This window comes from Enterococcus sp. C102(2024) (assembly GCF_040888205.1).
Classification (GTDB): Bacteria; Bacillota; Bacilli; order Lactobacillales; family Enterococcaceae; genus Enterococcus; species Enterococcus faecalis.
This window is the reverse complement of the sequence record NZ_JBFOHH010000002.1, coordinates 37,341-63,321: the sequence shown is the minus strand read 5'-3', so window position 1 is coordinate 63,321 and position 25,981 is coordinate 37,341. Positions and strand designations below refer to the sequence as shown.

General features: G+C 38.0%; 24 protein-coding genes and 1 pseudogene. 22 read left to right on the top strand and 3 right to left on the bottom strand.

The annotated features are described in order from the left end of the window. The first annotated feature begins 53 nt into the window (after nt 1-53). The 8 genes and pseudogenes from ftsA to ileS all read left to right on the top strand — a co-directional run bounded on the left by ftsA (nt 54) and on the right by ileS (nt 9,026). Nucleotides 54-1,376: a cell division protein FtsA gene (gene ftsA, locus AB3I34_RS04895; RefSeq protein WP_002355898.1), complete on the top strand. Its 1,323-nt coding sequence runs from the start codon at nt 54-56 to the stop codon at nt 1,374-1,376. A 26-nt stretch (nt 1,377-1,402) separates the two neighbouring features. Continuing rightward, nucleotides 1,403-2,635 (top strand): cell division protein FtsZ, encoded by a 1,233-nt coding sequence (gene ftsZ, locus AB3I34_RS04890; protein WP_002355899.1) that lies wholly within the window; start codon nt 1,403-1,405, stop codon nt 2,633-2,635. 16 nt (nt 2,636-2,651) lie between these two features. Beyond that, nucleotides 2,652-3,329 carry a YggS family pyridoxal phosphate-dependent enzyme gene (locus AB3I34_RS04885; RefSeq protein WP_002358890.1) on the top strand — a complete coding sequence of 226 codons (678 nt, stop codon included), beginning with the start codon at nt 2,652-2,654 and terminating at the stop codon, nt 3,327-3,329. A 13-nt stretch (nt 3,330-3,342) separates the two neighbouring features. Further along, entirely contained in the window at nt 3,343-3,987 is a 645-nt protein-coding gene (locus AB3I34_RS04880) for a cell division protein SepF (protein ID WP_002355901.1), read from the top strand. Between the two features lie 28 nt (nt 3,988-4,015). After that, nucleotides 4,016-4,273 (top strand): YggT family protein, encoded by a 258-nt coding sequence (locus tag AB3I34_RS04875; RefSeq protein ID WP_002355902.1) that lies wholly within the window; start codon nt 4,016-4,018, stop codon nt 4,271-4,273. Nucleotides 4,274-4,299: 26 nt separating this feature from the next. Continuing rightward, nucleotides 4,300-5,082, top strand: a complete 783-nt coding sequence (locus AB3I34_RS04870; RefSeq protein WP_002355903.1) for an RNA-binding protein — start codon at nt 4,300-4,302, stop codon at nt 5,080-5,082. Nucleotides 5,083-5,233: 151 nt separating this feature from the next. Beyond that, a pseudogene (divIVA, locus tag AB3I34_RS04865) lies at nt 5,234-5,857 on the top strand (cell division protein DivIVA); the annotation flags it as partial. Nucleotides 5,858-6,245: 388 nt separating this feature from the next. Beyond that, complete coding sequence (ileS, locus tag AB3I34_RS04860; RefSeq protein ID WP_010712188.1) at nt 6,246-9,026, top strand: isoleucine--tRNA ligase; 2,781 nt, start codon at nt 6,246-6,248, stop codon at nt 9,024-9,026. Between the two features lie 51 nt (nt 9,027-9,077). On the opposite strand, the gene zwf is transcribed toward ileS, so the two are convergent. From zwf to AB3I34_RS04845, 3 genes are all read right to left on the bottom strand, one after another. Next, nucleotides 9,078-10,601, bottom strand: a complete 1,524-nt coding sequence (gene zwf / locus AB3I34_RS04855; RefSeq protein ID WP_010712189.1) for a glucose-6-phosphate dehydrogenase — start codon at nt 10,599-10,601, stop codon at nt 9,078-9,080. Beyond that, nucleotides 10,601-11,269, bottom strand: coding sequence for a metal-dependent transcriptional regulator (locus AB3I34_RS04850; protein WP_002355907.1), 669 nt, complete (start codon nt 11,267-11,269; stop codon nt 10,601-10,603). The genes zwf and AB3I34_RS04850 overlap by 1 nt, the downstream gene beginning before the upstream one ends. A 171-nt stretch (nt 11,270-11,440) precedes the next feature. Further along, nucleotides 11,441-11,809 (bottom strand): DUF4828 domain-containing protein, encoded by a 369-nt coding sequence (locus AB3I34_RS04845; protein ID WP_002355908.1) that lies wholly within the window; start codon nt 11,807-11,809, stop codon nt 11,441-11,443. Between the two features lie 198 nt (nt 11,810-12,007). Between AB3I34_RS04845 and sfsA the strand changes: the two genes are divergently transcribed. From sfsA to AB3I34_RS04775, 14 genes are all read left to right on the top strand, one after another. After that, entirely contained in the window at nt 12,008-12,739 is a 732-nt protein-coding gene (gene sfsA, locus AB3I34_RS04840; RefSeq protein ID WP_002361411.1) for a DNA/RNA nuclease SfsA, read from the top strand. Nucleotides 12,740-12,844: 105 nt separating this feature from the next. Beyond that, a complete protein-coding gene (locus AB3I34_RS04835; RefSeq protein WP_002355910.1) occupies nt 12,845-13,843 on the top strand; it encodes a Gfo/Idh/MocA family protein in 999 nt (332 codons plus the stop codon). Between the two features lie 26 nt (nt 13,844-13,869). After that, nucleotides 13,870-15,171, top strand: a complete 1,302-nt coding sequence (locus AB3I34_RS04830; protein WP_368027836.1) for a DEAD/DEAH box helicase — start codon at nt 13,870-13,872, stop codon at nt 15,169-15,171. Nucleotides 15,172-15,215: 44 nt separating this feature from the next. Further along, nucleotides 15,216-17,921, top strand: coding sequence for a sigma 54-interacting transcriptional regulator (locus AB3I34_RS04825; RefSeq protein WP_002355912.1), 2,706 nt, complete (start codon nt 15,216-15,218; stop codon nt 17,919-17,921). Between the two features lie 229 nt (nt 17,922-18,150). Continuing rightward, nucleotides 18,151-18,468: a PTS sugar transporter subunit IIB gene (locus AB3I34_RS04820; protein WP_002355913.1), complete on the top strand. Its 318-nt coding sequence runs from the start codon at nt 18,151-18,153 to the stop codon at nt 18,466-18,468. Between the two features lie 141 nt (nt 18,469-18,609). Beyond that, nucleotides 18,610-20,073 (top strand): PTS sugar transporter subunit IIC, encoded by a 1,464-nt coding sequence (locus AB3I34_RS04815; protein WP_002369870.1) that lies wholly within the window; start codon nt 18,610-18,612, stop codon nt 20,071-20,073. Nucleotides 20,074-20,116: 43 nt separating this feature from the next. Then, the gene (locus tag AB3I34_RS04810; RefSeq protein ID WP_002355915.1) at nt 20,117-20,335 is read left to right on the top strand and encodes a hypothetical protein; all 219 of its coding nucleotides are present in this window, start codon (nt 20,117-20,119) and stop codon (nt 20,333-20,335) included. A gap of 13 nt (nt 20,336-20,348) precedes the next feature. Beyond that, nucleotides 20,349-20,549 carry a DUF3188 domain-containing protein gene (locus AB3I34_RS04805; protein WP_002355916.1) on the top strand — a complete coding sequence of 67 codons (201 nt, stop codon included), beginning with the start codon at nt 20,349-20,351 and terminating at the stop codon, nt 20,547-20,549. Next, nucleotides 20,549-20,959 (top strand): DUF3284 domain-containing protein, encoded by a 411-nt coding sequence (locus AB3I34_RS04800; protein ID WP_002355917.1) that lies wholly within the window; start codon nt 20,549-20,551, stop codon nt 20,957-20,959. Before AB3I34_RS04805 ends, AB3I34_RS04800 begins: the two co-directional genes overlap by 1 nt. A gap of 275 nt (nt 20,960-21,234) precedes the next feature. Next, entirely contained in the window at nt 21,235-21,561 is a 327-nt protein-coding gene (locus tag AB3I34_RS04795; protein ID WP_002355918.1) for a PTS sugar transporter subunit IIB, read from the top strand. A gap of 22 nt (nt 21,562-21,583) precedes the next feature. Further along, a complete protein-coding gene (locus AB3I34_RS04790; RefSeq protein WP_002355919.1) occupies nt 21,584-21,904 on the top strand; it encodes a PTS lactose/cellobiose transporter subunit IIA in 321 nt (106 codons plus the stop codon). A 65-nt stretch (nt 21,905-21,969) separates the two neighbouring features. Next, on the top strand, nt 21,970-23,247 hold the full coding sequence (locus tag AB3I34_RS04785) for a PTS sugar transporter subunit IIC (protein ID WP_010712194.1): 1,278 nt from the start codon (nt 21,970-21,972) through the stop codon (nt 23,245-23,247). Between the two features lie 83 nt (nt 23,248-23,330). Continuing rightward, nucleotides 23,331-24,725 carry a glycoside hydrolase family 1 protein gene (locus AB3I34_RS04780; protein ID WP_010712195.1) on the top strand — a complete coding sequence of 465 codons (1,395 nt, stop codon included), beginning with the start codon at nt 23,331-23,333 and terminating at the stop codon, nt 24,723-24,725. A gap of 57 nt (nt 24,726-24,782) precedes the next feature. Continuing rightward, the gene (locus tag AB3I34_RS04775; RefSeq protein ID WP_010712196.1) at nt 24,783-25,976 is read left to right on the top strand and encodes an enhanced intracellular survival protein Eis; all 1,194 of its coding nucleotides are present in this window, start codon (nt 24,783-24,785) and stop codon (nt 25,974-25,976) included. The last annotated feature ends 5 nt before the right edge of the window (nt 25,977-25,981 follow it).

Below are 25,981 nucleotides of genomic sequence, written 5' to 3'. Positions count from 1 at the left end.
GGACGCCTTTGTCCGCTTAGATATTGGAATTAATAGGAGGAGGAATTCCGTTCATGGCAAAAACAGGAATGTATGTAGGCCTCGATATTGGTACAACTTCTGTCAAAGTAGTTGTCGCTGAATATATTGAAGGTCAAATGAACATCATCGGCGTTGGAAATGCAAAATCAGACGGTTTGAATCGAGGAATTGTCGTCGATATTGATCAAACAGTTCAAGCAATCCAACGGGCCGTTCGACAAGCCGAAGAAAAAGCCGGCATTCAAATTAAAAGTGTAAATGTTGGATTACCAGCGAATTTATTAGAAGTAGAAAGCTGTCAAGGAATGATAGCTGTTAGCAGTGAATCAAAAGAAATTACAGATGAGGATGTGCGCAACGTCGCATCTGCAGCTTTGGTTCGTTCAACTCCTCCTGAACGTCAAATTGTTGCAATCTTACCGCAAGACTTTACCGTCGACGGCTTTGAAGGCATCAAAGACCCACGTGGAATGCTTGGCGTTCGCATGGAGATGTTTGGCGTTGTCTATACTGGACCAAAAACAATCATCCATAACATCCGTAAATGTGTTGAAAAAGCTGGCTTAGGAATTAACGAATTAGTGATTACACCGCTTGCTTTAACAGAAACAATTTTAACAGATGGCGAAAAAGACTTTGGAACAATTGTCATTGATATGGGTGGCGGTCAAACAACGACATCTGTTATCCACGACAAACAATTGAAATTTACTCATGTTAACCAAGAAGGCGGCGAGTTCATCACGAAAGATATCTCAATCGTATTGAATACTTCTTTTAACAACGCCGAAGCCTTAAAAATTAATTATGGGGATGCTTATCCAGAAAGAACTTCAGCAAACGAAGAGTTTCCTGTTGATGTTATTGGTAAGTCAGAGCCTGTAAGAGTGGACGAACGTTACCTTTCAGAAATTATTGAAGCGCGTGTGGAACAAATTTTGAGAAAATCAAAAGAAGTTCTGGATGAAATTGATGCGTTTGAATTACCTGGAGGCGTTGTGTTAACTGGTGGCGCCGCTAGTATGCCAGGTATTGTCGATTTGGCGCAAGAGATTTTTGAAGCCAACGTAAAACTATACGTACCAAATCACATGGGCTTACGTAACCCAGTCTTTGCTAATGTCATTAGCATTGTGGAATATTCAGCGCAACTAAACGATATTTATCACATTGCCAAATATGCAATCCCTGGTGAAAAATCGAAACCAGCACAATCAGTCGCTGTCCAACAAGAAGTTCGCTATGACACATATGCTGAACAGCCTCAAGAAGAATACGAAGAATTCAACGAACGTGAGTCTGGTGAAAAAGTGACAGGCAAAATCAAAGACTTCTTCTCGAACATTTTCGACTAATCACACAAACAGGAGGATACGATATCATGGAATTTTCATTAGACAATAACATTAACAACGGTGCAGTCATTAAAGTTATCGGTGTAGGTGGCGGCGGCGGAAACGCTGTAAACCGTATGATCGAAGAAAACGTTAAAGGCGTGGAATTTATCACAGCCAATACAGACGTTCAAGCATTAAAACATTCAAAAGCAGAAACAGTGATTCAATTAGGCCCTAAATACACTCGTGGTTTAGGTGCTGGTTCACAACCTGAAGTTGGCCAAAAAGCTGCAGAAGAAAGTGAACAAGTGATTTCAGAATCATTACAAGGCGCGGATATGATTTTCATTACTGCTGGTATGGGTGGCGGAACTGGTACAGGTGCTGCGCCAGTAGTTGCAAAAATCGCTAAAGAATTAGGCGCTTTAACAGTTGGTGTAGTAACTCGTCCATTTAGTTTTGAAGGTCCAAAGCGTGGTCGTTTTGCCGCTGAAGGAATTGCCTTATTAAAAGAAAACGTTGATACACTATTAATTATCTCAAACAACCGCTTATTAGAAGTCGTTGACAAGAAAACGCCAATGCTTGAAGCATTTAGAGAAGCTGATAATGTATTACGTCAAGGTGTTCAAGGAATTTCAGATTTAATCACTGCGCCAGGTTACGTAAACTTGGACTTTGCTGACGTGAAAACAGTGATGGAAAACCAAGGAACAGCTTTAATGGGAATTGGTGTAGCGAGCGGCGAAGAACGTGTAATTGAAGCAACGAAAAAAGCTATTTCTTCACCATTGTTAGAAACATCAATCGATGGTGCGGAACAAGTCTTATTAAACATTACTGGTGGCTTAGACATGACCTTGTTTGAAGCACAAGATGCTTCAGATATCGTTACAAATGCTGCTTCAGGTGATGTGAACATCATCCTAGGTACATCAATCAATGAAGATTTAGGCGACGAAATTCGTGTAACAGTAATCGCTACAGGTATTGATGAATCAAAAAAGGATAGAAAACCGCACCGTCAAACAAGACAAGCGGTTCAACCAATGCAACAAACAACTCAATCTGTGGAAATGGATCAACCAAAATCACAAGAAGAAGCAAGTGCTTTTGGCGATTGGGATATTCGCAGAGAACAAAATACACGTCCAAAAGTTGATGAATCTTCATTAGAACAAGTAGACAAAAAAGAATTTGACACATTCCACCGTGAAGAACCAAATCACAATGATGACGAATTAAGTACGCCACCATTTTTCCGCAGAAAACGATAAGGAGCATCGATTAGAAATGATAGCTGAAAACTTAACAAATATTAATAATCAACTTCAGCTAGCATGTAAAAGCTCACAGCGCTCTGTTGCTGATGTGACAATGATTGGCGTCACTAAATCAGTAGGAATTGAGGAAGCAGCAGAGCTTGTTCAGCTTGGTGTCCAGAATTTAGCTGAAAACCGAGTAGATAAGTTACTAGAAAAGAAAGCTGGATTGGAAAAATTTAATGATATTCAGTGGCATTTAATTGGTAATTTACAACGTAGGAAGGTAAAATTAATTATTAATGAGATAGATTATTTTCATGCATTAGATAGTCTGAGTCTAGCCAAAGAAATTCAAAAAAGAGCAACGAAAGTTATTCGTTGTTTTGTTGAAGTGAATATAACTGGGGAAGAAAGCAAGCACGGCTTTCGTAAAGAAGACGTCTTACCTTTCATTCAAGAACTTGCTGATTTGGACAAAATTCAAATCGTCGGTCTAATGACTATGGCACCTTTTGGGGCAAGTGAAGAAGTATTACATGCAACATTTAGAGAATTAAAAGAGCTGCAAATGACCGTAAATGAGAAACATTTATCTTTTGCTCCTTGTACAGAACTTAGCATGGGAATGAGTAACGATTTCCCAATCGCAGTTGAAGAAGGTGCAACTTTTATACGAATCGGAACAGCGTTATTCAGAGATGCGTAAAGGAGAGGAATTTATGTCAATTTTTAACAAGGATGCGTTATCGAGCTTTTTTGGCTTATCTGGCGAAGAAGATGATTATTATGATAACTACGAAGAATATGAAGAGCGCAAAGCAGTTAATGAACCACCGCGTCGTGCAGCTCGGCCTAAACCACAACGCCCTGTTCAACAACAGGAAAGTTACAGTCAGCCAGCTTATACACAACAAAGTGAGCCTGTAGTTGAAAAACCTTCTGCACGCTATCGTTCTGCTGAAGCGCATCAAGAAAGAGACACACAACAAGCTGCTTACACAGAGAAAAAAGTGGTTTCTATGCGTAGTTCTAATCAATCAGCGACTACGAATACAAGACGAGCACAAGAAAGCACCGCCAATGCAAAAACACATAAAATTACTATTATTGAACCACGTGTGTATTCAGAAGCAATGAGCATTGCGAAACATTTATTTGCTGAAGAAGCTGTGCTAGTTAATTTTACATTAGTAGAAGAAGACCAAGCACGACGCATCGTTGATTTCTTAACTGGTACTGTGTATGCTTTAGACGGAGATATTCAGCGCGTTGGCAATGAAATCTTCTTATGCACACCAGCGAATATGGAAATTGATAGTGCGACAGCACAATCTTTAGCCAACAAACAGTTCTTTGATTTTTAAGCCTTAGGGAGGTGTTATTATCGCAACACTGATTACTCTATTATACAAAGGCGTTCAAATCTATTCAGGATTACTAGTGATTTACGCGCTACTTTCATGGTTTCCAGGAGCATATGATTCTGCTTTCGGGCGTTTGCTCTCTAGAATTTGTGAACCATACTTAAGTTTGTTTGACCGTTTGAATTTAAGGATTGGAATGGTTGGATTTAACGTAATGGTAGGGATTATTGTCCTTAACCTAGCAGCGGGTGGCTTAGCAGTCATTTTACGAGCTATTGTTTATTAATAACTTTTAGAAAGGATGATTTATCTATGAACGCAAATGTGTATCAACATTTCCGCAAAGATGAACATCCTTTTATTGACACTGTCGGGGATTGGCTAGAGCAAGTGGAGATGCAATACGCGCCTTATTTGACAGACTTTCTTGATCCTAGACAGGCGTATATTTTGGAAACGTTGATTCGACAAAACAGTGATTTATCGTTTACTTTTTATGGTGGTTATGAGCAAGCAGAACGAAAACGCTGCTTGATTTATCCAGCGTATTACATACCAGAAGAGACAGATTTTGGTGTTGTATTATTTGAAATTATTTATCCATCTAAATTTGCGACATTATCTCATGGGAAAATTTTAGGCACCTTGATGAATGTTGGGGTTCGTAGGGAAGCCTTTGGAGATATTATTTCCGATGGTGATAAGTGGCAGGTTTTTATAGCACAAGAAGTAGCTGGCTTCGTTGTTAACCAAGTCGACAAAATTGGTAAAATTACTGTTCGCTTAGAAGAGCGGGATTATACACAAATTTTGATACCGAAGGATGGTTGGCAAGAAGAGCGAACGACTATGAGCTCTTTGCGGCTGGATAGTGTGATTTCCGCCGTATTTAATATTTCAAGGCAGCGATCAAAACAATTGATCGAATCTGGTAAAGTAAAAGTCAATTGGACAGAAACGACACGACCAGATTTTGCCTTAGACTTATTAGATATTGTTTCGATACGAGGATTTGGGCGCCTTCAGATTCAAGAATTAGAAGGAAAAACAAAGAAAGAAAAATTTCGTGTCCTCTTAGGGGTATTGAGAAAATAATCTCGAACTTTTGTTTAAGAAAACCATTTTGGCTGTTCATTCAGACGAAGTTGTGTATAATAAAAAAAGTAAGATATTTGCTATTTCAGGATTAGTATGAGAATGTGTTCATAAGGGGTTTTACAAAAATAATCCAAAGAGGTGAAGGAATATGGCATTAACTCCATTAGATATTCAAAACAAAGACTTCTCAACAAAAATGAGAGGCTATAACCAAGACGATGTAGATGACTTTTTAGATCAAGTCACACGTGATTATGAAGATGCATTACAAAAAAATCGTGAACTTGAGAAATCATTAAAACACGCAGAAGAAAAATTACAATACTTCAATGAATTGAAAGATGCATTGAACCAATCAATTATTGTTGCACAAGATACCGCTGATAAAGTGAAATCAAGTGCCAATAAAGAATCAGAAATGATTATCACTTCGGCAGATAACCAAGCCAAAGAAACCTTGGTAGAAGCTGAACGTAAATCAAATGCAATGATTGCAGATGCTGAAGCGAAATCAACACAAATCTTAGCAGAAGCAATTGAACGTGCTCGCCAATTAGCTGGGGAAACAGAGGACTTGAAGAAGAAAACACGTGTCTTCCATCAACGCTTAAGCTTAATGCTTGAAACTCAATTAGAGCAAGTGAAGAGTGAAGAGTGGGAAGAGATTTTAAAGCCTTTTTCTAGTTATGTCGGAGACAAACATACAGCAGTTAAGGAAATTCTTGATGAACAAGACCTTGACAACGAAAATGAAACTGTTGTAAACTCTGAAGAGAACACAGATGCTGTAGTAGAAAAAAAGCCTGTAATTGAAGTCACTGAAGAAACAATTGAAGAAGAATCAAAATAGATAGAACAGAACGTTTAATGTTTATTCTTAGCAGCGAGTCAATGATAGTGAAAGTTTGACAGACACTGGCATTAAACAGATCCTCTATCCTAGATGCAGTTCTGAACACTTGAGTAGGAATTGCCGGATAATTACCGTTATCAATTTCAGAGAAAGTAGGGGCAACTCTACTTTGAATTTGGGTGGTAACACGAGTACTTCGTCCCTTGGGATGGAGTACTCTTTTTTTATCTACTTTTATCAGCTATCGTTCATCTTTAGTATGAACTAACACAATTAAATCGATAAAATGAAAGCGAGGCAAATGCATATGAAAATGAAAGAAACATTGCAATTAGGAAAAACAGCTTTTCCAATGCGTGGGAACTTGCCAAACCGTGAAGCAGAATGGCAAAAAGACTGGGAAGAAAAAGGCTTATATGAACAACGTCAAAAATTAAACGAAGGAAAACCAACCTTTGTTTTACATGATGGCCCTCCGTATGCAAACGGAAATATTCATTTAGGACATTCTTTGAATAAAATCAGTAAAGATATTATTATTCGTTCAAAATCAATGTCTGGTTTCCGTTCTCCTTATGTGCCTGGTTGGGATACTCATGGTTTACCAATTGAGCAAGTGTTAACCAATAAAGGGGTTAAACGTAAAGAAATGACTGTCGCTGAGTATCGCGAAAAATGTAAAGAGTATGCCTTATCACAAGTCGACAAACAACGTAACGATTTTAAACGTTTAGGTGTGTCAGGCGATTGGGAACATCCATACATTACGTTAGATCCAGAGTATGAAGCAGCAGAAATTCGTGTTTTTGGTAAGATGGCAGAAAAAGGCTATATTTATAAAGGCTTAAAACCAATTTATTGGTCTCCTTCAAGTGAATCTTCTTTAGCAGAAGCAGAAATTGAATACAAAGATGTAAAATCACCTTCTATTTACGTAGCTTTTAATGTGGCCGATGGTAAAGGTCTTTTAGATAACGAGACAGCCTTCGTCATCTGGACGACAACTCCTTGGACATTACCAGCCAACTTAGGTATTTCAGTTAATCCTGATTTTACGTATGTTGAAGTGAAGGCAGACGGTCGTAAATTTGTAATTGCTAAAGATTTATTAGCAACAGTTAAAGAAGCGATTGGTTGGGAAGAAGTAGAAGTCTTGCGAGAATTTTCTGGTGAAAAATTAGATCGTATGACAGCTCAACATCCATTCTATGATCGAACATCACTTGTTATGCTAGGCGACCATGTGACGCTAGATGCCGGGACTGGCTTAGTTCATACCGCACCAGGACATGGTGAAGATGACTATATTGTTAGTCGTAAATATGATTTACCTGTTATTTCTCCTGTTGACAGCCGTGGGGTCTTTACAGATGAAGCACCTGGTTTTGAAGGAATTTTCTATGACAAAGCGAATCCAATGATTACTGAGTTATTAGAAGAAAAAGGTGCGTTATTAAAATTAGATTTCTTTACGCATAGTTATCCACATGACTGGCGTACCAAAAAACCAGTTATTTACCGTGCAACGCCACAATGGTTTGCTTCAATCTCTAAATTCCGTCAAGATATTTTAGATGAAGTTGAGAAAGTTGACTGGCTAATTCCTTGGGGAAAAACACGTTTGTATAATATGATTCGTGACCGTGGTGATTGGGTAATCTCTCGCCAAAGAGCGTGGGGTGTGCCATTACCGATCTTCTATGCTGAAAATGGGGAAGCCATCATTACGCCAGAAACAATTGAACATGTAGCGAATTTATTTGCAGAACATGGATCAAATATCTGGTTTATGCGTGAAGCAAAAGAGTTACTACCAGCAGGCTTTACACATCCAGGTTCACCAAATGGCGAGTTTACCAAAGAAACAGATATCATGGACGTTTGGTTTGACTCAGGTTCTTCACATGAAGGAGTTTTACGAGAAAGAGAAGAGTTAACTTTCCCAGCAGATATGTATTTAGAAGGTTCTGACCAATATCGTGGTTGGTTTAACTCAAGTATTACAACAAGTGTTGCTATCAATGGAGTAGCGCCTTATAAATCAATTATTTCTCAAGGGATGGTACTCGATGGCGAAGGCCGTAAGATGAGTAAATCGTTAGGCAATACTATCTTACCTGAAAAAGTTATCAACCAAATGGGTGCAGATATCTTACGCTTGTGGGTAAGTAGTGTTGACGCGGAAGCCGATGTGCGTGTCTCAATGGATATCTTAAACCAAGTATCTGAAGTGTACCGGAAAATCCGTAATACTATGCGTTTCTTGTTAGCGAATACGAGTGATTTTAATCCAGCTGAGCATACTGTAGCTTATGCCGATTTACGTTCTGTAGATAAATACATGACGGTTCGTTTAAATCAAGTCATTCAAGAAATCCGTGAAAATGGTTATGAAAAATATAATTTCATGCATATTTATCGGACAGTTATGAACTTCTTAACTGTAGATTTATCTTCTTTCTATTTAGACTTTGCGAAAGATGTCGTTTATATTGAAGCTGAAAACGATTATCAACGTCGTTGTATGCAGACTGTTTTCTATCAAACATTGGTTTCATTAACAAAATTATTGACACCAATTATTCCACATACAGCGGAAGAAATTTGGAGTTTCTTACAAGAAGAAGAAGAGTATGTGCAATTAGCTGAATTCCCAGGTTACGAAACGTTTACTAATGAAGAAGAATTGATGGATACATGGGCAGCCTTTATGGATTTCCGTGACAATGTCTTAAAAGCGTTGGAAGAAGCTCGTCATTCTAAATTAATCGGTAAATCGTTAGAAGCCAAAGTGACCGTTTATCCAAATGAACAAATTCGTCAATTAATGACAGCTGTTGATGCAGATATTGCTCAATTACTAATTGTTTCCGACTTTGAAGTATCAAAAGAAGTAGCACCTAGTGAAGCTGTTCAATTTGAAGACATGGCTATTTTAGTTGAAAAAGCAGAAGGCGAAACGTGTGACCGTTGTCGTTCCGTTCGTCAAGATGTCGGCTCAGATGAAAAATTACCAACACTTTGTGGCCGTTGTGCACACATTGTTGAAGAAAATTATCCAGAAGCGGTTGCTGAAGGATTCGAATAAACAAGAAAAAAGATCCGCTAGTCGTTAACTAGCGGATCTTTTTTGGCTTATTTATTGATCAAGTTGACCGTGGTCACGGTACCAGTTATCTGGTTGCCATTCCCAAGTAAAGCCATCTTTTTCTAATAAGTCGAAGGCAGCTTGCGGGCCCATTGTGCCAGCGGCATAATTAGGGAAAGAAACGTCTGTTTTATCCCAAGCATGTCGAATAATGTCAACAATGCGCCAAGATTGGGCAACTTCGTCCCAATGAGAGAAGTTTGTACTATCGCCATTTAGGCAGTCTAATAGAAGTTTTTCGTATGCTTCTGGACTATTTTCAGTCATTTCAGCACTTTGACGGAAATCAAGTTTCACTGGAGTTGTATTGAACCCTTGACCGATTTCTTTTCCATTTAAGGTTAATGAAAATCCTTCAGTTGGTTGGATATAGATAGTTAAAACATTCGGTGGTAAATCGGTTTTATCGCATTCTTCACACGTATCATCTTTGAAGACATTAATAGGTACTTGTTTAAAGACGATGTTAATGCGTGTGCCTTTTTCAGTTAATCGTTTACCTGTGCGAACATAGAAAGGGACGCCAGACCAACGGAAATTATCAATTAAAAATTTACCAGCAACAAAAGTTTCAGTGGATGAAGTTTCTGCCACATTCGGTTCATCACGATAGGCTGCAAATGTTTGATCAGCTAGCTGACCTTCGCCGTATTGTCCACGCACGAAATTTTGAAGGGCTTCTTCTTCAGAATAAAGGCGGATGGCACGTAAAGCTTTTACTTTTTCAGTCCGAATTTCTTTTTCAGAAAAGGCAACAGGAGGCTCCATAGAAAGCAAAGCAACGACTTGTAAAATATGATTTTGAACCATATCTTTTAGTGCACCACTGTGGTCATAATAGCCGCCACGATCCTCGACACCTAAGCTTTCAGCGAAGGTGATTTGGACATTATCAATGTAACGATTGTTCCATTGTGATTCAAAAATATTATTGGCAAAACGAATGGCTGAAATATTTTGGATCATTTCTTTGCCTAAGTAATGGTCAATTCGGAAAATATCTTGTTCAGGAAATGCAGCACGAATTTCTTCATTTAATTCGTAGGCAGATTCATAATCAGAACCAAATGGCTTTTCGATAATTAGTCGATCAAAGCCTTCTTCCGAAATAATATGTTGTGATTTCAAGTGATTAACAATGGTTCCAAAGAATTGAGGGGCCATAGCTAGATAGTAAACGTGATTGCCTTCTAAGTGGTATTGTTCATTTAGGCGATCAGATAATTCTTTTAAGGTATTATAATGTTCCGTATCATTCACATTATGTGATTGGTAATAGAAATGACTAGAAAATTCAGTCGCCTCTTCGGCCGTGGGATTTAAGTCTTGAATGGTTTCACGAACGATTTCACGATAGTATTCGTCTGTCCATTCCCGACGTGCGGTACCAATCACCGCAAAACGCTCAGCTAATAATCCTTTTTTATATAAGCGGAACAGGGAAGGATACAATTTGCGTTTGGCAAGATCACCTGTCCCCCCGAAAATAGTAAATAATGCTACTTTTTCATTCATTAGTTTTCCTCACTTTCTCTAATCAACGGCTCAACAAAAATTGTGTTTGCTGCTTTAAAGCTGACGGATAATTCTTTGTTTTCATTATAAATGGTGATCGGTCCTTCATATGCAGCAATTTCTTTAATCGTATATTCTTCTTGAATATTTAAATCAATGGAAACTAAATAATCCAGTAATTCTTTTTCGTCTAAGACACGTGCAATCCGAACTTTTGTGCCAACAGGGTAGTCTGTTAACGTTTGGCGTTTCTCCTCATGAATGGGTTGATTATCTTCGGGAATAACACCACCGTGTGGACAAAATTCTGGATGATTTAAATAATCCGCTAAACGGTTCACAAGCGTCTGTGAAGTAACATGTTCTAAAACTTCTGCCTCTTCGTGCACATCATTCCAAGTGTAATTTAAGTGCTCTACTAAAAAGACTTCCCAGATTCGGTGTTTGCGAATTAACGTACTCGCTTTTTTTAAGCCTTTTTCAGTTAATTGTACCCCTTGATAAGGAGAATGCTCAACCAAATCTTCTTTTACTAACTTTGAAATCATCTCACTAACCGAAGCTGCCGAAACATCGAGTCCAGAAACAATTTGTTTATTATTCACTTTAACTTCGTCGCCACCTAATTCAAAAATTAATTTTAAATAGTCTTCGCGATTTGGTGTCATAGGGGCTCATCCTTTCAAAAAAACATCATCCTAAGTTTATCAGAAAAAGGCGCATTTGACTATTTAATAATATTCAAGTTGTAAGAAAACTTTCTGAATGCTTTTGCAAGGGATGTAAAAAAATAAATCACCCACCGCACATACTTCATTTTATGTGTCGTGGGTGATTTATTAATTGTAAATGGCCCGTTCTAGTGTGTAGGTTTCGTCGTCGGCTTCATCGTAAAGCGTCGCAGGGACACCATTTTCACATTGAATGATTAAATGGTAACCTAACTTGTCTAAGATAACTAAGCGTTTAGGGGTTAATTCAACAAGCAAGGCATGCGTTTGTTTGCCATCAATGAAAACATTGAAAGATGAGGTGATTTCTAAGGTGTGTTGCGTGGCTTTCTTCACGTCCACAAACCACCAATGCCCAGTATAGTTGTGTTGAAGCTCCTGTGGGGAAGGGAGCTGTTTATTTTTTTTCCAGAGGATAGAGCCTGCTAATCCAGTAAGTAAAGATGCACCAACCAAGAAAGTCCAATGTTTTTTCAAAGAAATTCCTCCTAACCTTCATTTTCATTTATTCGTCTTCGTTACCTTTATTATATAGAACTTGTCTAAAATATTCGACTAAATCGCTGAGAATTGACAAATATTTAATGATTGACACAAGATAGTAAAATTGTTGGTTTTGGTCTATACTTTTCCTTGTTTTTTTATGGTATAGTGTGTAAGAAAGGAAGTCTGTGTATGAAGTACCCGAATGTCCAACTTGCTTATTTTATCGAACGACCCAATCGGTTTATTGCACACTGTCGTTTAATGGAAACGAATGAAGAAGTGGTCACACATGTCAAAAATACTGGCAGAGGGAAAGAAGTTTTTTTACCAGGTGCTGTTGTGGCGCTTAGTTATCAACCATCGCCTAAAAGAAAAACAGATTACGATTTGATTGCAGTAAAAAAAGGTTCTTTTTGGATTAATATTGATAGCCAAGTACCGAATACATTAGTCAATGAAGCGTTAAAAAATGGTCAAATTGTGCTTCCTGGTTTAGTTGGTACGATCCAAACTGTTAAACGTGAGCAACGATTTGCACATTCAAAATTTGATTTTCTAGTGGAAACGGATGCGGACGAACAAGCTTTTGTCGAAGTGAAAGGCATGACTTTAGAAAATAAAGGCATCGGTGCTTTTCCTGACGCGCCAACACTTCGTGGCTTGAAGCATGTCACTGAACTAATGGCTGCAACTAAAGCGGGTTACCGCTGTTACATTTTGTTTGTGGTCCAATTTGAAGAAATTAAGCAAGCAACGATTCACCAAGAGATGCAACCTGCCTTTGCTGAAAATGTGGGTGCTGCAATTGATCAAGGTGTGCAAGTCCTTGCTTACAATTGCCACGTAACACCAGCAACGATTGAACTTAAGTCACAGGTAACCTTTGATTTATTACAGGCATTTGATGATCCTAATAAATAACTTGAAGAACTCCTAGCGCTTTAAGTCAGGGTAATTACGTGACTTTTGTACGAGAGATTACTATTATAAAGAGAGTAAATAAACAAAAAATGGAGGTTTTTGATTATGATACATTTAGGCGTAATTGGTACCAATTGGATTAGTCATCAATTTGTTGCAGCAGCTTTAGAAACGGGTGCGTATGATTTAACGGCTGTTTATTCTCGGAAACTAGCAACGGCACAAGAATTTGGTTCTCGCTATGGGGATGTGGAATATGCAATTGATTTAGAGACGTTTTTTGGTATTGCACATATGGATACGGTTTATATTGCCTCACCAAATTCATTACATTTTGAACAAGCGAAACAAGCAATTTTAGCGAAAAAAAATGTAATTGTTGAAAAACCAGCTTTTTCAACGCCTGATGAGATGGCAGAAATTATTGAATTAGCGAATAAAAATCGTGTGTATTTCTTTGAAGCGGCCCGTAATATTCATGAGCAAAGTTTCCAAAAAATTGCTGAATTATTGCCATTAAAAAACCAAATTTTAGGTGCGAATTTTACGTATATGAAATATTCTTCTCGCTATGATCAAGTATTAGAAGGCAAAGAGCCAAATATTTTTTCTCCTCATTTTTCTGGGGGAGCCTTAGCAGATTTAGGCGTTTATTTAGTTTATGCAGCCTTAGGCTGGTTTGGCGTACCAAACGAAAGCCATTATTTTGCTAGTAAAATTGCGACAGGTGTCGATGGCTTAGGAACAATTATTTTACGATATGATCAGTTTGACGTGACGTTAAACACTGGGAAAATTAGTGATTCTTTTGCGCCATCCGAAATTTACTTTGAAAACGGGACCTTGATTTTAGATAGTGTCAATGCTATTTCTTCGGCTGAGTACCATGATCGCGCACATGAAGAACGTGATGTCTTAGATATTCAAGTAGCTGATAATCCAATGATTGAAGAAGCCCGTGATTTTGCAGCAGTTTTAAATAACCCAACAGATAAGTATTGGGGCACCAAGTATGAAGAATGGGTTGAGCTTGCTCGAAATGTCAATAAAGTAGTCACTGATTTACGTCATAGTGCCGGCATTATTTTTGATGCTGATAAATAAGAATTAAGCGATAGGAAAGGAACAATATGAGATTTTTAGAACAACTTCCAGAGGCTTGGCAAGAACAGTGGCAAGCTTCTGGCTTTAACGAACCATCAACAATTCAAGAAAAAAGTTTTACGTCCCTTCGCGAAGGAGAAAATGTTTTAGGAATTTCGCCGACAGGAACTGGAAAAACACTTGCTTACATGCTGCCTTTACTCTTAACTGTTGAAAAAGGACAGGGAAATCAATTGTTGATTATTGCTCCGTCTCAAGAATTAGCTATGCAAATTGCTGAAGTTGCTCGGACTTGGGCTAAGCCACTTCAATTAACGGTTCAAACGTTAATCGGCGGGGCAAATGTTTCACGCCAGATTGACAAGTTAAAAAAACGTCCCGAAGTGTTAATCGGAACACCAGGTCGGATTTTAGAGTTAATGAAGAATAAAAAAGTCAAAGCTCAGTTGTTAAAAACAATCGTAATGGATGAAGTTGATCAACTTTTCCAAGAGGAAGAGCTAAGTTTAACCAAGCAAATTTTGACACACACACCAACCGAATACCAACTTGTTTTTTATTCAGCGACTGCTGATCGTGTCGTGAATCAAGCGCAATCTTTAAGCCAAAAATTACAGGTGATTGATGTGACGGAAGAAGATACTTCAGCAGGCCAAGTCGCCCACTACTTTATTCGGTTAGCACCAAGAAAAAAAGCTGATTACTTACGTCGTTTGGCCCATACAGAAGCATTCAGAAGCATGGTCTTTTTCAATCAAGTTGCTGATTTAGGTGCAGCAGAAGAAAAATTAGTTTATGAGAATGTGCCAGCTATTGGTCTGGCTTCAGATCAAAGTAAACAGTTGCGTAAATTGGCGATCGATCAATTTAAAGCAGAACGAGTGAAGTTGTTATTAACCACGGATATTGCGGCACGGGGCTTAGATTTCACAGGGGTCCCTTACGTCGTAAACGTAGATGTTCCTTTAACCGAAGAGAGCTATATTCATCGTTCTGGTCGCGTTGGCCGGATGGGTGCACAAGGGGCAGTGATTACGTTTATCAACGATGGCACCAAAAGGGATTATCAACGTTTGATGAAACAATTGGCCATTCCTTATCAGGAAATCTTTTTATATGATGGTGCACTTCATGAGCAGCCAAAAGCCAAAGATGAACTAGAAAAAAAGAACGTAGCCAAAGATACGTATTCAGAAAAAAAGAGTATGAAAGAAAGAAAACCAGAAACAGTAAATTCTGTTGTCAAAGAACCGCAAGAAACACGCAAAAAGAAGAAAAACAAAAAGAAAAACACGAAAAACAAAGGAGCTCGTAAAGCGAAGAAATAACGCTTTACGAGCTTCAAGCAGAACGTTGTATCGAGGAGGATTCCATGAAATCTCGGAAGGAAGAAATCTTAGCGTTACTTCAAAAAAATGAAACTGGCTTAACGGCAGGAGCGGTAGCAGAACAGTTAATGATTGATCGCAGTAATGCCAGCCGTTATTTAAATGAATTATTCAAAGAAAAGAAAATTACTAGAAGTACTGGACGTCCTGTTATCTATTCAGTGCCAACAATCAATGAAGGAGAACAAGTCCATGTAGATGAGTCCACCTCTGTTAGTTTTGACACATTAGTAGGTGCCAATGATTCTTTAAAAGTGAGTATTCAGCAGGCCAAGGCGGCTATTTTATATCCACCAAGAGGTTTGCATACGATTATTTTTGGGAAAACAGGAACAGGGAAATCTCTTTTTGCTGAATGTATGTACCGTTTTGCCATTGATTCAAAAACCTTAGATGAAGATGCCCCTTTTGTCTCTTTTAATTGTGCTGATTATGCACAAAACCCACAATTATTATTTGGTCATATCTTTGGCGTAAAAAAAGGCGCCTATACTGGTGCGAATGAAGATAGTCCAGGCTTAATGGCAAAAGCAGATGGCGGGATTCTCTTTTTAGATGAAATTCATCGTTTACCGCCAGAAGGTCAAGAAATGCTCTTTACGTTTATTGATAAAGGCGTGTACCGTCCATTAGGAGAAAGTGGCCAAACCTATGAAGCCTCTGTTCAAATTATTGGTGCGACAACGGAATCCTCAGAAAACTTTTTAACCACTTTTAATCGGCGGATTCCGATGTCGATTACATTACCATCTTTAGATGCACGGACGCTAGATGAGCGTTATGCCATCATTTCGTTATTTATTCAGCAAGAGGCAACACGTTTGGGCCAACAAATTGATATCGAACGCGAAGCAGTTTTGGCGTTCATGTTATACGATGCAGAAGGAAATATTGGTCAGGTGAAGCGGGACTTAAAATTAGTTTGTGCTAAGTCATTTCTTTATTATCGGACGCACAATTTAGAACATTTGGTTATCCGTAAACGGGATTTGTCGTTACCTGTCCAAAAAGGATTATTAAAAATTAAAGAAGTACCTGAGCGCTTGGATCAATTTGTCGACAGTAAAAGTAATTATTTATCTTTCCAACCAGGTACCAACAAAATTGTTTGGTCGCAAGATCCAGCTAGAGACATGCAAGTTTACAATGAAATCGAAGAAAAAGTTGCTGACTTGTCTGAAGCTGACTTAGAAAATGTTGATTTAGAAGAATTGATTTCTAAAGATATGAATGCGTATTTTAAAAATTATGTCGAAGAATTAACCCAACATTCTTTACATAAGGAGTTATTACCAGAAGCTATTTGGGACTTAACGAATCGTCTTTATGATATCGCAGAAGAGCGTTTGGAACACACGTACAATGAAACAGCACGCTTTGCCTTTGCGCTTCATTTACAAAGTACGATTGAACGTGTCAAAGAAGGTCACGTGATTGTCCATCCTGATTTAAATAATGTCCGTAAAAACATGAAAAAAGAATTTCAAGTAGCCTTAGATTTATCTTCTATTATTGAAGAAGAGAACAACATAGAGATTCCTTTCGATGAAATTGGCTTTATTAGTATGTTTTTATCTATTAATGTCGGTAAAGAAGAAAGAACTCCAGAAAATAATGTTGGTGTGTTCGTCTTAATGCATGGGGATTCTACTGCCTCAAGTATGTTGAAAACCGCCCAAGAACTTTTAGGAACATCAATCGGAACAGCGATGAATATGCCGTTAACGATGGAAGTTCAAACAATGTATGAACAATTACGAAACCAAGTAATTACGCAAAAAGAATCGTTAAATAATGGGATTTTATTACTGACGGATATGGGTTCATTAAATTCGTTTGGAAATATGTTGTTTGAAGAAACAGGTATCCGAACGAAGGCGATTACAATGACGAGCACAATGATTGTCTTAGAAGCTATTCGAATGGCAAGCGTGGGACGAAGCTTAGAGGACATTTACCAAAATATTCAACTTTCTTTTGAAAGCGTTGTGAGAGAACAATTTCGCTCTAGTCTGCAAAAACGTCAAAATGTTAAAAAAGCAGTAATCGTGACGTGCTTTACTGGAGAAGGGGTCGCCGCAAAACTATACCAACGAATCTTACCCGTTATTGATGAAACAAAAGTGGAACTGATTCAAATGCAATTTATTGAACGAGAAACGTTTAAAAAGCATATCGACAACTTGATGGAAGAATATGAAATTAAGGCCATTGCGGGAACTGTGGATGTTGAATATCAAAATATTCCCTTCTTTTCCGTCTATGATATTTTTGATGATGAAAAATTAAATGTACTGAAACGGATTGCTAGTGATGAAGTGGCGATTGATACAATTGTTCATTCACTAAGTGGCGTTATTACTTCTGTGGACTCCTTACAAAAATTAATTCTCATGTTACAAAAAACAGTTCATCAAATACAAACAGACATGCATATTATTGTTGAACCAGGGGTGGATGCCGGAATCATGATTCATTTGGCTTTTCTGGTAGATGCTTTAATTAAAGGAGAAGAAGCAAGAACTTTTCCAAACTTAGCGGAATATGTTAAAACACATCGTTTAGAAATCGATGTCGTACGCACGAATTTTATGTTAATTGAACGGGCGTATCGTGTGACGATCCCGGAAGCAGAAGTTGCGCATGTTACCCAAATGTTTTTAGAAAATGAAATTAAAAGTAAACAATAATAAATAAAAAAAACATCAAGAAATGAGAAAACGCTCTCTTTTTTCTTGATGTTTTCTTTTTGTAAGTTACACACAATTTCATGTGTGTAAGCGTTTTCTTCTAGTGTGTGCACGCTTTTTTTGATGACAAAAGCTGTTATATCAGTATTTTAATGAGGAAAAAACTTGGCACAATTATTGCTATAAATAAAGTGTATAACGTCATAACTTTTAAGGAGATGAAGAAAAAATGGCAAAAAAAACAATTATGTTAGTTTGTTCCGCAGGAATGAGCACAAGTTTATTAGTAACAAAAATGCAAAAAGCAGCAGAAGATCGTGGCATGGAAGCAGACATCTTTGCAGTATCGGCTTCTGAAGCAGATACAAACTTGGAAAATAAAGAGGTGAATGTTTTACTTTTAGGTCCACAAGTTCGTTTCATGAAAGGGCAATTTGAACAAAAATTACAACCAAAAGGGATTCCTTTAGATGTAATTAACATGGCAGATTATGGCATGATGAATGGCGAAAAAGTTTTAGATCAAGCAATCTCATTAATGGGATAAGGAATTAAAACGTTTAAGAAAAGTGAATAGCAAACAAGGATAGTGCATGTTACCAAAGGTTTTATTTTGTACGCTCGATTCATTCGTTTAATGAGGCTACTGCCTTTTTAATAAATATAAATGGATACAGGAGGAATAAAAATGAACGGATTAATGGCATGGATGGAAAAATATATCTTACCAACTGCCGCAAAAATTGGTGCACAGAAACATCTGGTGGCACTAAGGGATGCTTTTATTGGTACATTACCTGCGACAATGGCTGGATCAGTCGCCGTAATGATTAACGCAATTATTCGAGATCTTCCCCAAGAGTTTGTCTCAACTTATGCGGCAAGTTTGGAAGCAGACAAAGGTATTTTTGCAGTATTGAATGTCATCATTGGGATTAATGGTTTTGTTTGGAATGGTACATTGGCTATCGCTGGTTTGATTTTCGCTTTTTCTTGGGGCTATAACTTAGCGAAAGCATACAATGTGAATGAGCTAGCTGGTGGGATTGTCAGTTTAGCTACCTTAATTTCAGGTGTTGCTTTTGCACCAAATAACACAGCTGAATTAGCTGTGAAAGTGCCAGAAAAGATTGCCAACGCAATTAATGGGGCAGAAATTGGTGCGTCAATTGCTAATAATCAATTGACTGTCAATCCATGGGGTTGGTTAAATCTCAACCATCTAAATGGTAACGCTTTCTTTACGGTGATGATTATGGGCGCTTTATCAACCATTATTTTTTGTAAATTAATGCAAGCGGATTTAACAATAAAAATGCCTGATTCTGTTCCACCAGCAGTTTCAAAAGCGTTTGCGGCAATTTTACCAGCAACAATCGCGTTGTATGTCGTAGCGATTATTAACTTTACGGTGTCAAAACTTTCAGGCGGTCAATTATTAATTGACTTAATTCAAAAATATATCGCGGAACCGTTCCTTGGGTTATCACAAGGACTAGGAGCTGTGTTAATCGTAACAGTTTTTGTTCAAATTTTCTGGTTCTTTGGTATTCACGGTCCAAACGTTTTGGCACCAGTTCTTGAAGGAATTTGGGGACAAGCACAATTAATCAATATTGATATTTTCCAAAAAGGTTATGAAGGAAAAACAGGAACAGCTGCGGTTTTAGCCGCTATTGACGACGGTAAAGCCTACATGTGGGTCCGTGGTTCGTTTGATGCTTTTGCTTGGTTTGGTGGTTCAGGCGGTACAATTGTCCTAATTATTGCAATCTTGTTATTCTCCAAACGAGCAGATTATTTAACAGTCGGTAAATTATCATTAGGACCTGGGATCTTTAATATCAATGAACCGATTATGTTTGGTTTACCAGTTGTTCTGAATCCAATTATGTTTATTCCATTTGTAATTGCGCCATTAGTTGCTACTACAATTGGCTGGGTTGCAACGTATCTTGGGCTAGTCGCCCCAGTTTCTCAACAAGTCGCATGGGTGACACCGCCGTTGCTATTATCTTTCTTAGCGACAGGTGCCGACTGGCGCGCACCAATCGTAGCGTTGGTATGTATGGTAGTCACTTTCTTGATTTGGACACCGTTTGTTATCGCTGCTAACAAAATGGATCCTGCATTAGGCGAAAGAGAGCAATAAGCAATAAAAACAGCAATTACTTGTATAGAAAGGAGCAAGCGGCATGATTTCGATTGCAAGTGCAATGAAGCAAGAGGAAATTATTACTTTATTAGAGGCATATCAAGGGGAAAATGAAACATTTACTTTTAAAGAAAAGAATGGTATTAAGTTATTTTTTGAAGTTGAAGGAGACCCTGAAACTGCTGCACAAGTTGCAAAACAGCTGATTAAGGAACAACCTTGGGGTGGCGTTTTATACTTCCAAGCAACGGTAGTCTAAAAAGATAGGATGGATGAAAATGATTAGAAATGGATTATTTTTATGTAGTATTGGCTTCTTGATTGTTTTGTATTCGTTGAATCCCAGCTCCTTAAACTATGATTTATTAAGTCTGACAACGGGGATTTTTTTCATTGGACTTGGTGGTTACCTGTTTTTTAAAGGAAAAAAAGTTGCTGAAGAAGAGGCGACAAAGGATGAGGTGAAACGGTAATGGAAATTACGAAAACATTAACTATTTCAGCAGATGAATTTTACACGCAATTAATGAATTCTGTTATTTTTGATATCCGTAAGCAAACAGGCAAAACTCTTACAAGAAAGCAGTTACGTAAGTTTGAATATATCAAAGAATATAGTAAAAATAGTCGCGCGAAAATAGTTATTGAAGAAGCTGTAGAAAATAAGACCTATCAATTTCGAACATCCACAACTAAAAATGATTTCTCGGTGCGGTATGAGCTCCAGCCAATTGATGAAAAAAGCTGTGAACTGCGTTATACAGAAACAATGGTTTCTTATGGGGCGTTACAAAAACTGAATGATGCAGTATTAGGTATCTTTTTAAGTTATTTTAAAAAGAAACAGTTTTATAAAATGCTTAAAATGATGGAAACTGCTTAAAGGGAAAAAGCGGCTTTTGTCCAGTTGATTCTCTTCAGCTTTAGAAAGTGAGCGATGAGTCGTTTCGACTTAGCGCTCACTTTCTTTTGTTGCCCTATTATTTTGGAAACGCACACAAAAAAGCTGTGTGTAATCGTTTTATTTTTAGTGTGTACACGCTTTCTATATCAGAAAACGTTGTCATATCAAGGTTTTTAATCTTTTGAAACTTGGCACGCTTCTTGCTTATATAAAGGTGTAAAGCAAAACAAAGAGAATTTAGGAGATGAAGGAAAATGGCAAAAAAAACAATTATGTTAGTTTGTTCCGCAGGAATGAGCACAAGTTTATTAGTAACAAAAATGCAAAAAGCAGCAGAAGATCGTGGCATGGAAGCAGACATCTTTGCAGTATCGGCTTCTGAAGCAGATACAAACTTGGAAAACAAAGAGGTAAATGTTTTATTATTAGGCCCACAAGTTCGTTTCATGAAAGGACAATTTGAACAAAAATTACAACCAAAAGGGATTCCTTTAGATGTAATTAACATGGCGGACTATGGCATGATGAATGGCGAAAAAGTTTTAGATCAAGCAATTTCATTAATGGGATCATCAAACTAGAGCAGAAAATGGGGTAGAGGTAATGGACGGACAACAGAACTTAGAAGCAATCATGGGTTTAATCATGTATGGCGGAAATGCTAAAAGCGATGCAATGGAAGCGATTGCCGCAGCAAAATCGGGGGATTTTGAATTAGCAGACAAAAAAATTGCAGATGCAGAAGAATCACTTGTACATGCACATCATTCGCAAACAGGAATGTTAACAGAAGAAGCAAAAGGCAATAACATGCAAGTAACATTGTTAACAGTGCACAGTCAAGATCATTTAATGACTGCGATTGCATTTACAGATTTAGCAAAAGAAATTATCGATCTTTATCGCCGTATTGATAACGAGTAATCTCGTTGTCAATGCGTCTTATAAGAAAAACGCGCTTGAGAAAGCGTTAATTAGGAGGAATAACAATGGACAGATTTGTTCAATGGATGGAGAAACACTTTATGCCGAAAGCGTCAGTAATCGCAGCGCAACGGCACTTGGTAGCAATTCGTGACGCGTTTGTCGTAACGATGCCATTAATGATTTTAGGGGCTTTGGCGGTATTAATTAATAATATTCCAATTCCAGGATATGAGGACTTTTTAAACAAAATTTTCCCAATGATGTATAACGATGCACCAATTTGGAAAAGCTTTGGTGGCAACATTTGGAACGGTACATTCGCAATCTTTGCCGTTTTAGTAGCCTTTTTAGTAGCACACAATTTAGTTAAATCTTATGGAAAAGACGGCATTGCAGCCGGTACAGTTTCTGTAGCTTCATTCTTCGCAGTTGGCGGCTTAGAAGGCATGGGCGCAACTGGATTATTTATTGCTTTGATTATTGCACTTATTTCAGGAGAACTATTCCAACGTTTATCTGGCAATCCTAAATTAGTTATCAAAATGCCTGATGGTGTACCACCAGCAGTAGCAAAATCATTTGCGGCATTATTACCAGCAATGATTACAATCAGTTTATTTAGTTTAATTACATCAATTCTATTTGCTTTAGGAATTGACAATATCGTTATTTCATTCTATGAAGCAGTTCAACAACCATTTATGGGACTTGCAAACAGCTACCCATCAGCATTATTGTTAGCTTTCATTACACCATTCTTATGGTTCTTTGGTTTACATGGTGCCAACATGGTTGACCCATTAATGCAAACAATCAACGTACCAGCGATTGATGCGAACATTAAAGCTTTAGAAGCAGGTAAAGCAATTCCTTATATTGTAAACAAACCTTTCTTTGATTCATTTGTAAACTTAGGTGGAACAGGGGCAACATTAGGTCTGTTAATTGCTATCTTTATCGTAGGTCGTCGTAACAAACCATACAAAGTCATTACAAACTTAAGTTTAGCACCAGGACTATTTAATATTAATGAACCAGTCATGTTCGGTTTACCAATTGTTTTAAACCCAATCATGTTTATCCCATTCATTTTAGTCCCAATGGTTCTTGTAACTGTTGCGTATGTGGCGACAGCAACTGGTTTAGTGCCAGCTGCAACCTTTATGCCACCTTGGGTAACACCACCAATTATTGGCGGATTTTTAGCAACGAAGAGTATCGCCGGCGGAGTTTTAGCAGCTGTTAACTTATTGATTTCTATTTTGATCTACATGCCTTTCGTAAAAGTAGCAACAGATCAATACTTGAAACAAGAAGCAGCCGCAGAAGCAGCTGAGTAAAAAATCGAAGGATTGAATCGTCCGGACTCTTACGGAGGGTTCAATCCTTTTTTTAATGATTAAATCGTAAAGGAGCAAATAACATGAAATATCAATTTCCAGAAAATTTTTGGTGGGGTTCTGCAGCCAGCGGTCCTCAAACAGAAGGCGTTTTTGAAGGTGATGGTAAAGGTCAAAATATTTGGGATTTTTGGTATCAAGAAGCGCCAGAAAAATTTTTTCAACAAGTCGGTCCAGATAAGACCTCACAATTTTATAAAAAATACCAAGAAGATATTCAGTTAATGAAAGAAACGGGACATAACTCCTTTCGAACATCTATTCAATGGAGCCGTTTAATTCCAGATCCTACAACAGGGAAAGTCAATCAAACAGCAGTTGATTTTTATAATCAAGTCATTGATGATTTATTAGAACACGGGATTGAGCCCTTTATGAACTTGTATCATTTTGATATGCCGATGGTACTTCAAGAAAAAGGTGGTTGGGAAAGCCGTGAAGTGGTTGATTTGTATGTTGACTTTGCCAAAACCTGTTTTGAATTGTTTGGCGATCGCGTGAAAAAATGGTTTACGCACAATGAACCAATTGTACCAGTTGAAGGTGGTTATCTCTATGGCTGGCATTATCCTGATAAAGTGAATCTAAAAGAAGGGATTCAAGTACTCTATCATGAAGCTTTAGCTAGTGCCAAAGCGATTGCCGTCTATCATTCTATGAACTTATCAGGTGAAATTGGCATTATTTTAAACTTAACGCCGACTTATCCTCGTGATGAGCACAACGAAGCCGATGTAAACGCGGCTAAATTTGTCGATGGTTTCTTTAACCGTTCGTTTTTAGACCCGGCTGTTAAAGGTCATTTTCCAGAAGATATGGTTGCTTGGGCGAAAGCAAATGACTTGTTGCCAGAAACAATGCCAGAAGATTTAGCAATAATTGCTGAAAATACTGTGGACTTATTAGGAGTAAACTACTATCAACCACGTCGTGCCAAAGTAAAAGAAACACCTGTCGAAACACGACCAGAAGGCTTACTTCCAGAAGATTTTTATGATGTCTATGATATGCCTGGCAAAAAAATGAATCCTTACCGTGGCTGGGAAATCTACGAAAAAGGCATTTATGATACATTAATGAATTTAAAAGAAAATTATGGCAACATTCGCTGCTACATTTCAGAAAATGGCATGGGCGTAGAAGGAGAAGAACGCTTTGTCAATGAACAAGGAGTCATTGAAGATGATTATCGGATTGAATTCGTGCAAGATCACTTGAAATGGGTGCACCAAGCGATTCAAGAAGGTAGTAATGTTCAAGGATATCATATGTGGACGTGTATGGATAACTGGTCTTGGCTTAATGCCTATAAAAATCGTTACGGCTTCATCGCTGTGGATTTAGATGATGATGCGAAACGGACTATTAAGAAAAGCGGTCGTTGGTTCAAAGAAATGACAGCAAATAACGGCTTTTAGAAAGAGAATCGTTTCTGTGATAAAATGAATTGATACAATGTGCGAGGAGGAAAGAAAATGACAACTAAAAGAGTCAAAAAAATGGGCAAAGAAGAAATGAAAGAGATGTTTGATCTTGTCATCTATGCTTTTAATCAGGAACCCACGGCGGAACGCCAAGAACGTTTTGAAAAATTGTTGTCACATACGCAAAGCTATGGCTTCCTAATTGATGAGCAATTAACAAGTCAAGTGATGGCGACACCTTTTCAAGTGAATTTCCACGGTGTCCGCTATCCCATGGCTGGAATTGGCTATGTGGCTTCTTATCCAGAATATCGTGGTGAAGGCGGCATCTCTGCTATTATGAAAGAAATGTTGGCTGATTTAGCGAAACAAAAGGTTGCCCTTTCTTACTTAGCACCGTTTTCATATCCATTTTATCGTCAATATGGCTATGAACAAACATTTGAACAAGCAGAGTATACAATTAAAACGGAAGATTGGCCACGTGTTAAACGAGTTCCGGGTACCATTAAACGAGTTTCTTGGGCTGACGGTAAAGAGGTCATTAAAGACGTATACCTTGAAAATCAAAGAGCGCACTCTGGTGGTGTGATCCGTGAAACTTGGTGGCTGGATTATACGCTGAATCGTGCAAGTAAACCAAATAATCAAGCGATTTATTATTCGTCAGAAGGGAAAGCAGAAGGCTATGTGATTTATCGGATAGCTGCTGGCACCTTTGAAATCGTAGAATGGAACTATTTAACTAATACAGCTTTTAAAGCTTTAGCTGGGTTTATTGGCTCACATAGTGGTTCCGTTCAATCGTTCCATTGGATTAATGGTTTTGCTGGAAAAGATTTAAATGATTTAATGCCAACGCCAGCAGCTTCTGTAAAAATTTTACCTTACATGATGGCAAGAATCGTTGAGTTACAAACATTTCTGGAAAAGTATCCATTTCAATCAGGAGAAAAAGAAACGTATTCTTTAGAGATTGAAGATTCCTATGGGCCATGGAATGAAGGGATTTGGACAATAACAATTGACGAACAAGGAAAAGCGACAGTGACTAAAGGTGCTGCGGAAAAAGAAGGGGCTGCTGCTTTGAAAGCAGATATCCAAACGTGGACGCAACTATTCTTGGGCTATCGTTCAGCAGAAACGTTATCTTTTTATGAACGCTTGCAAGGAGACGCAACGACAGTTCAACGTTTAGGCCAACGTTTAGTCAAAGGCATGCCAATTTTAGAAGATTATTTTTAAAAGTG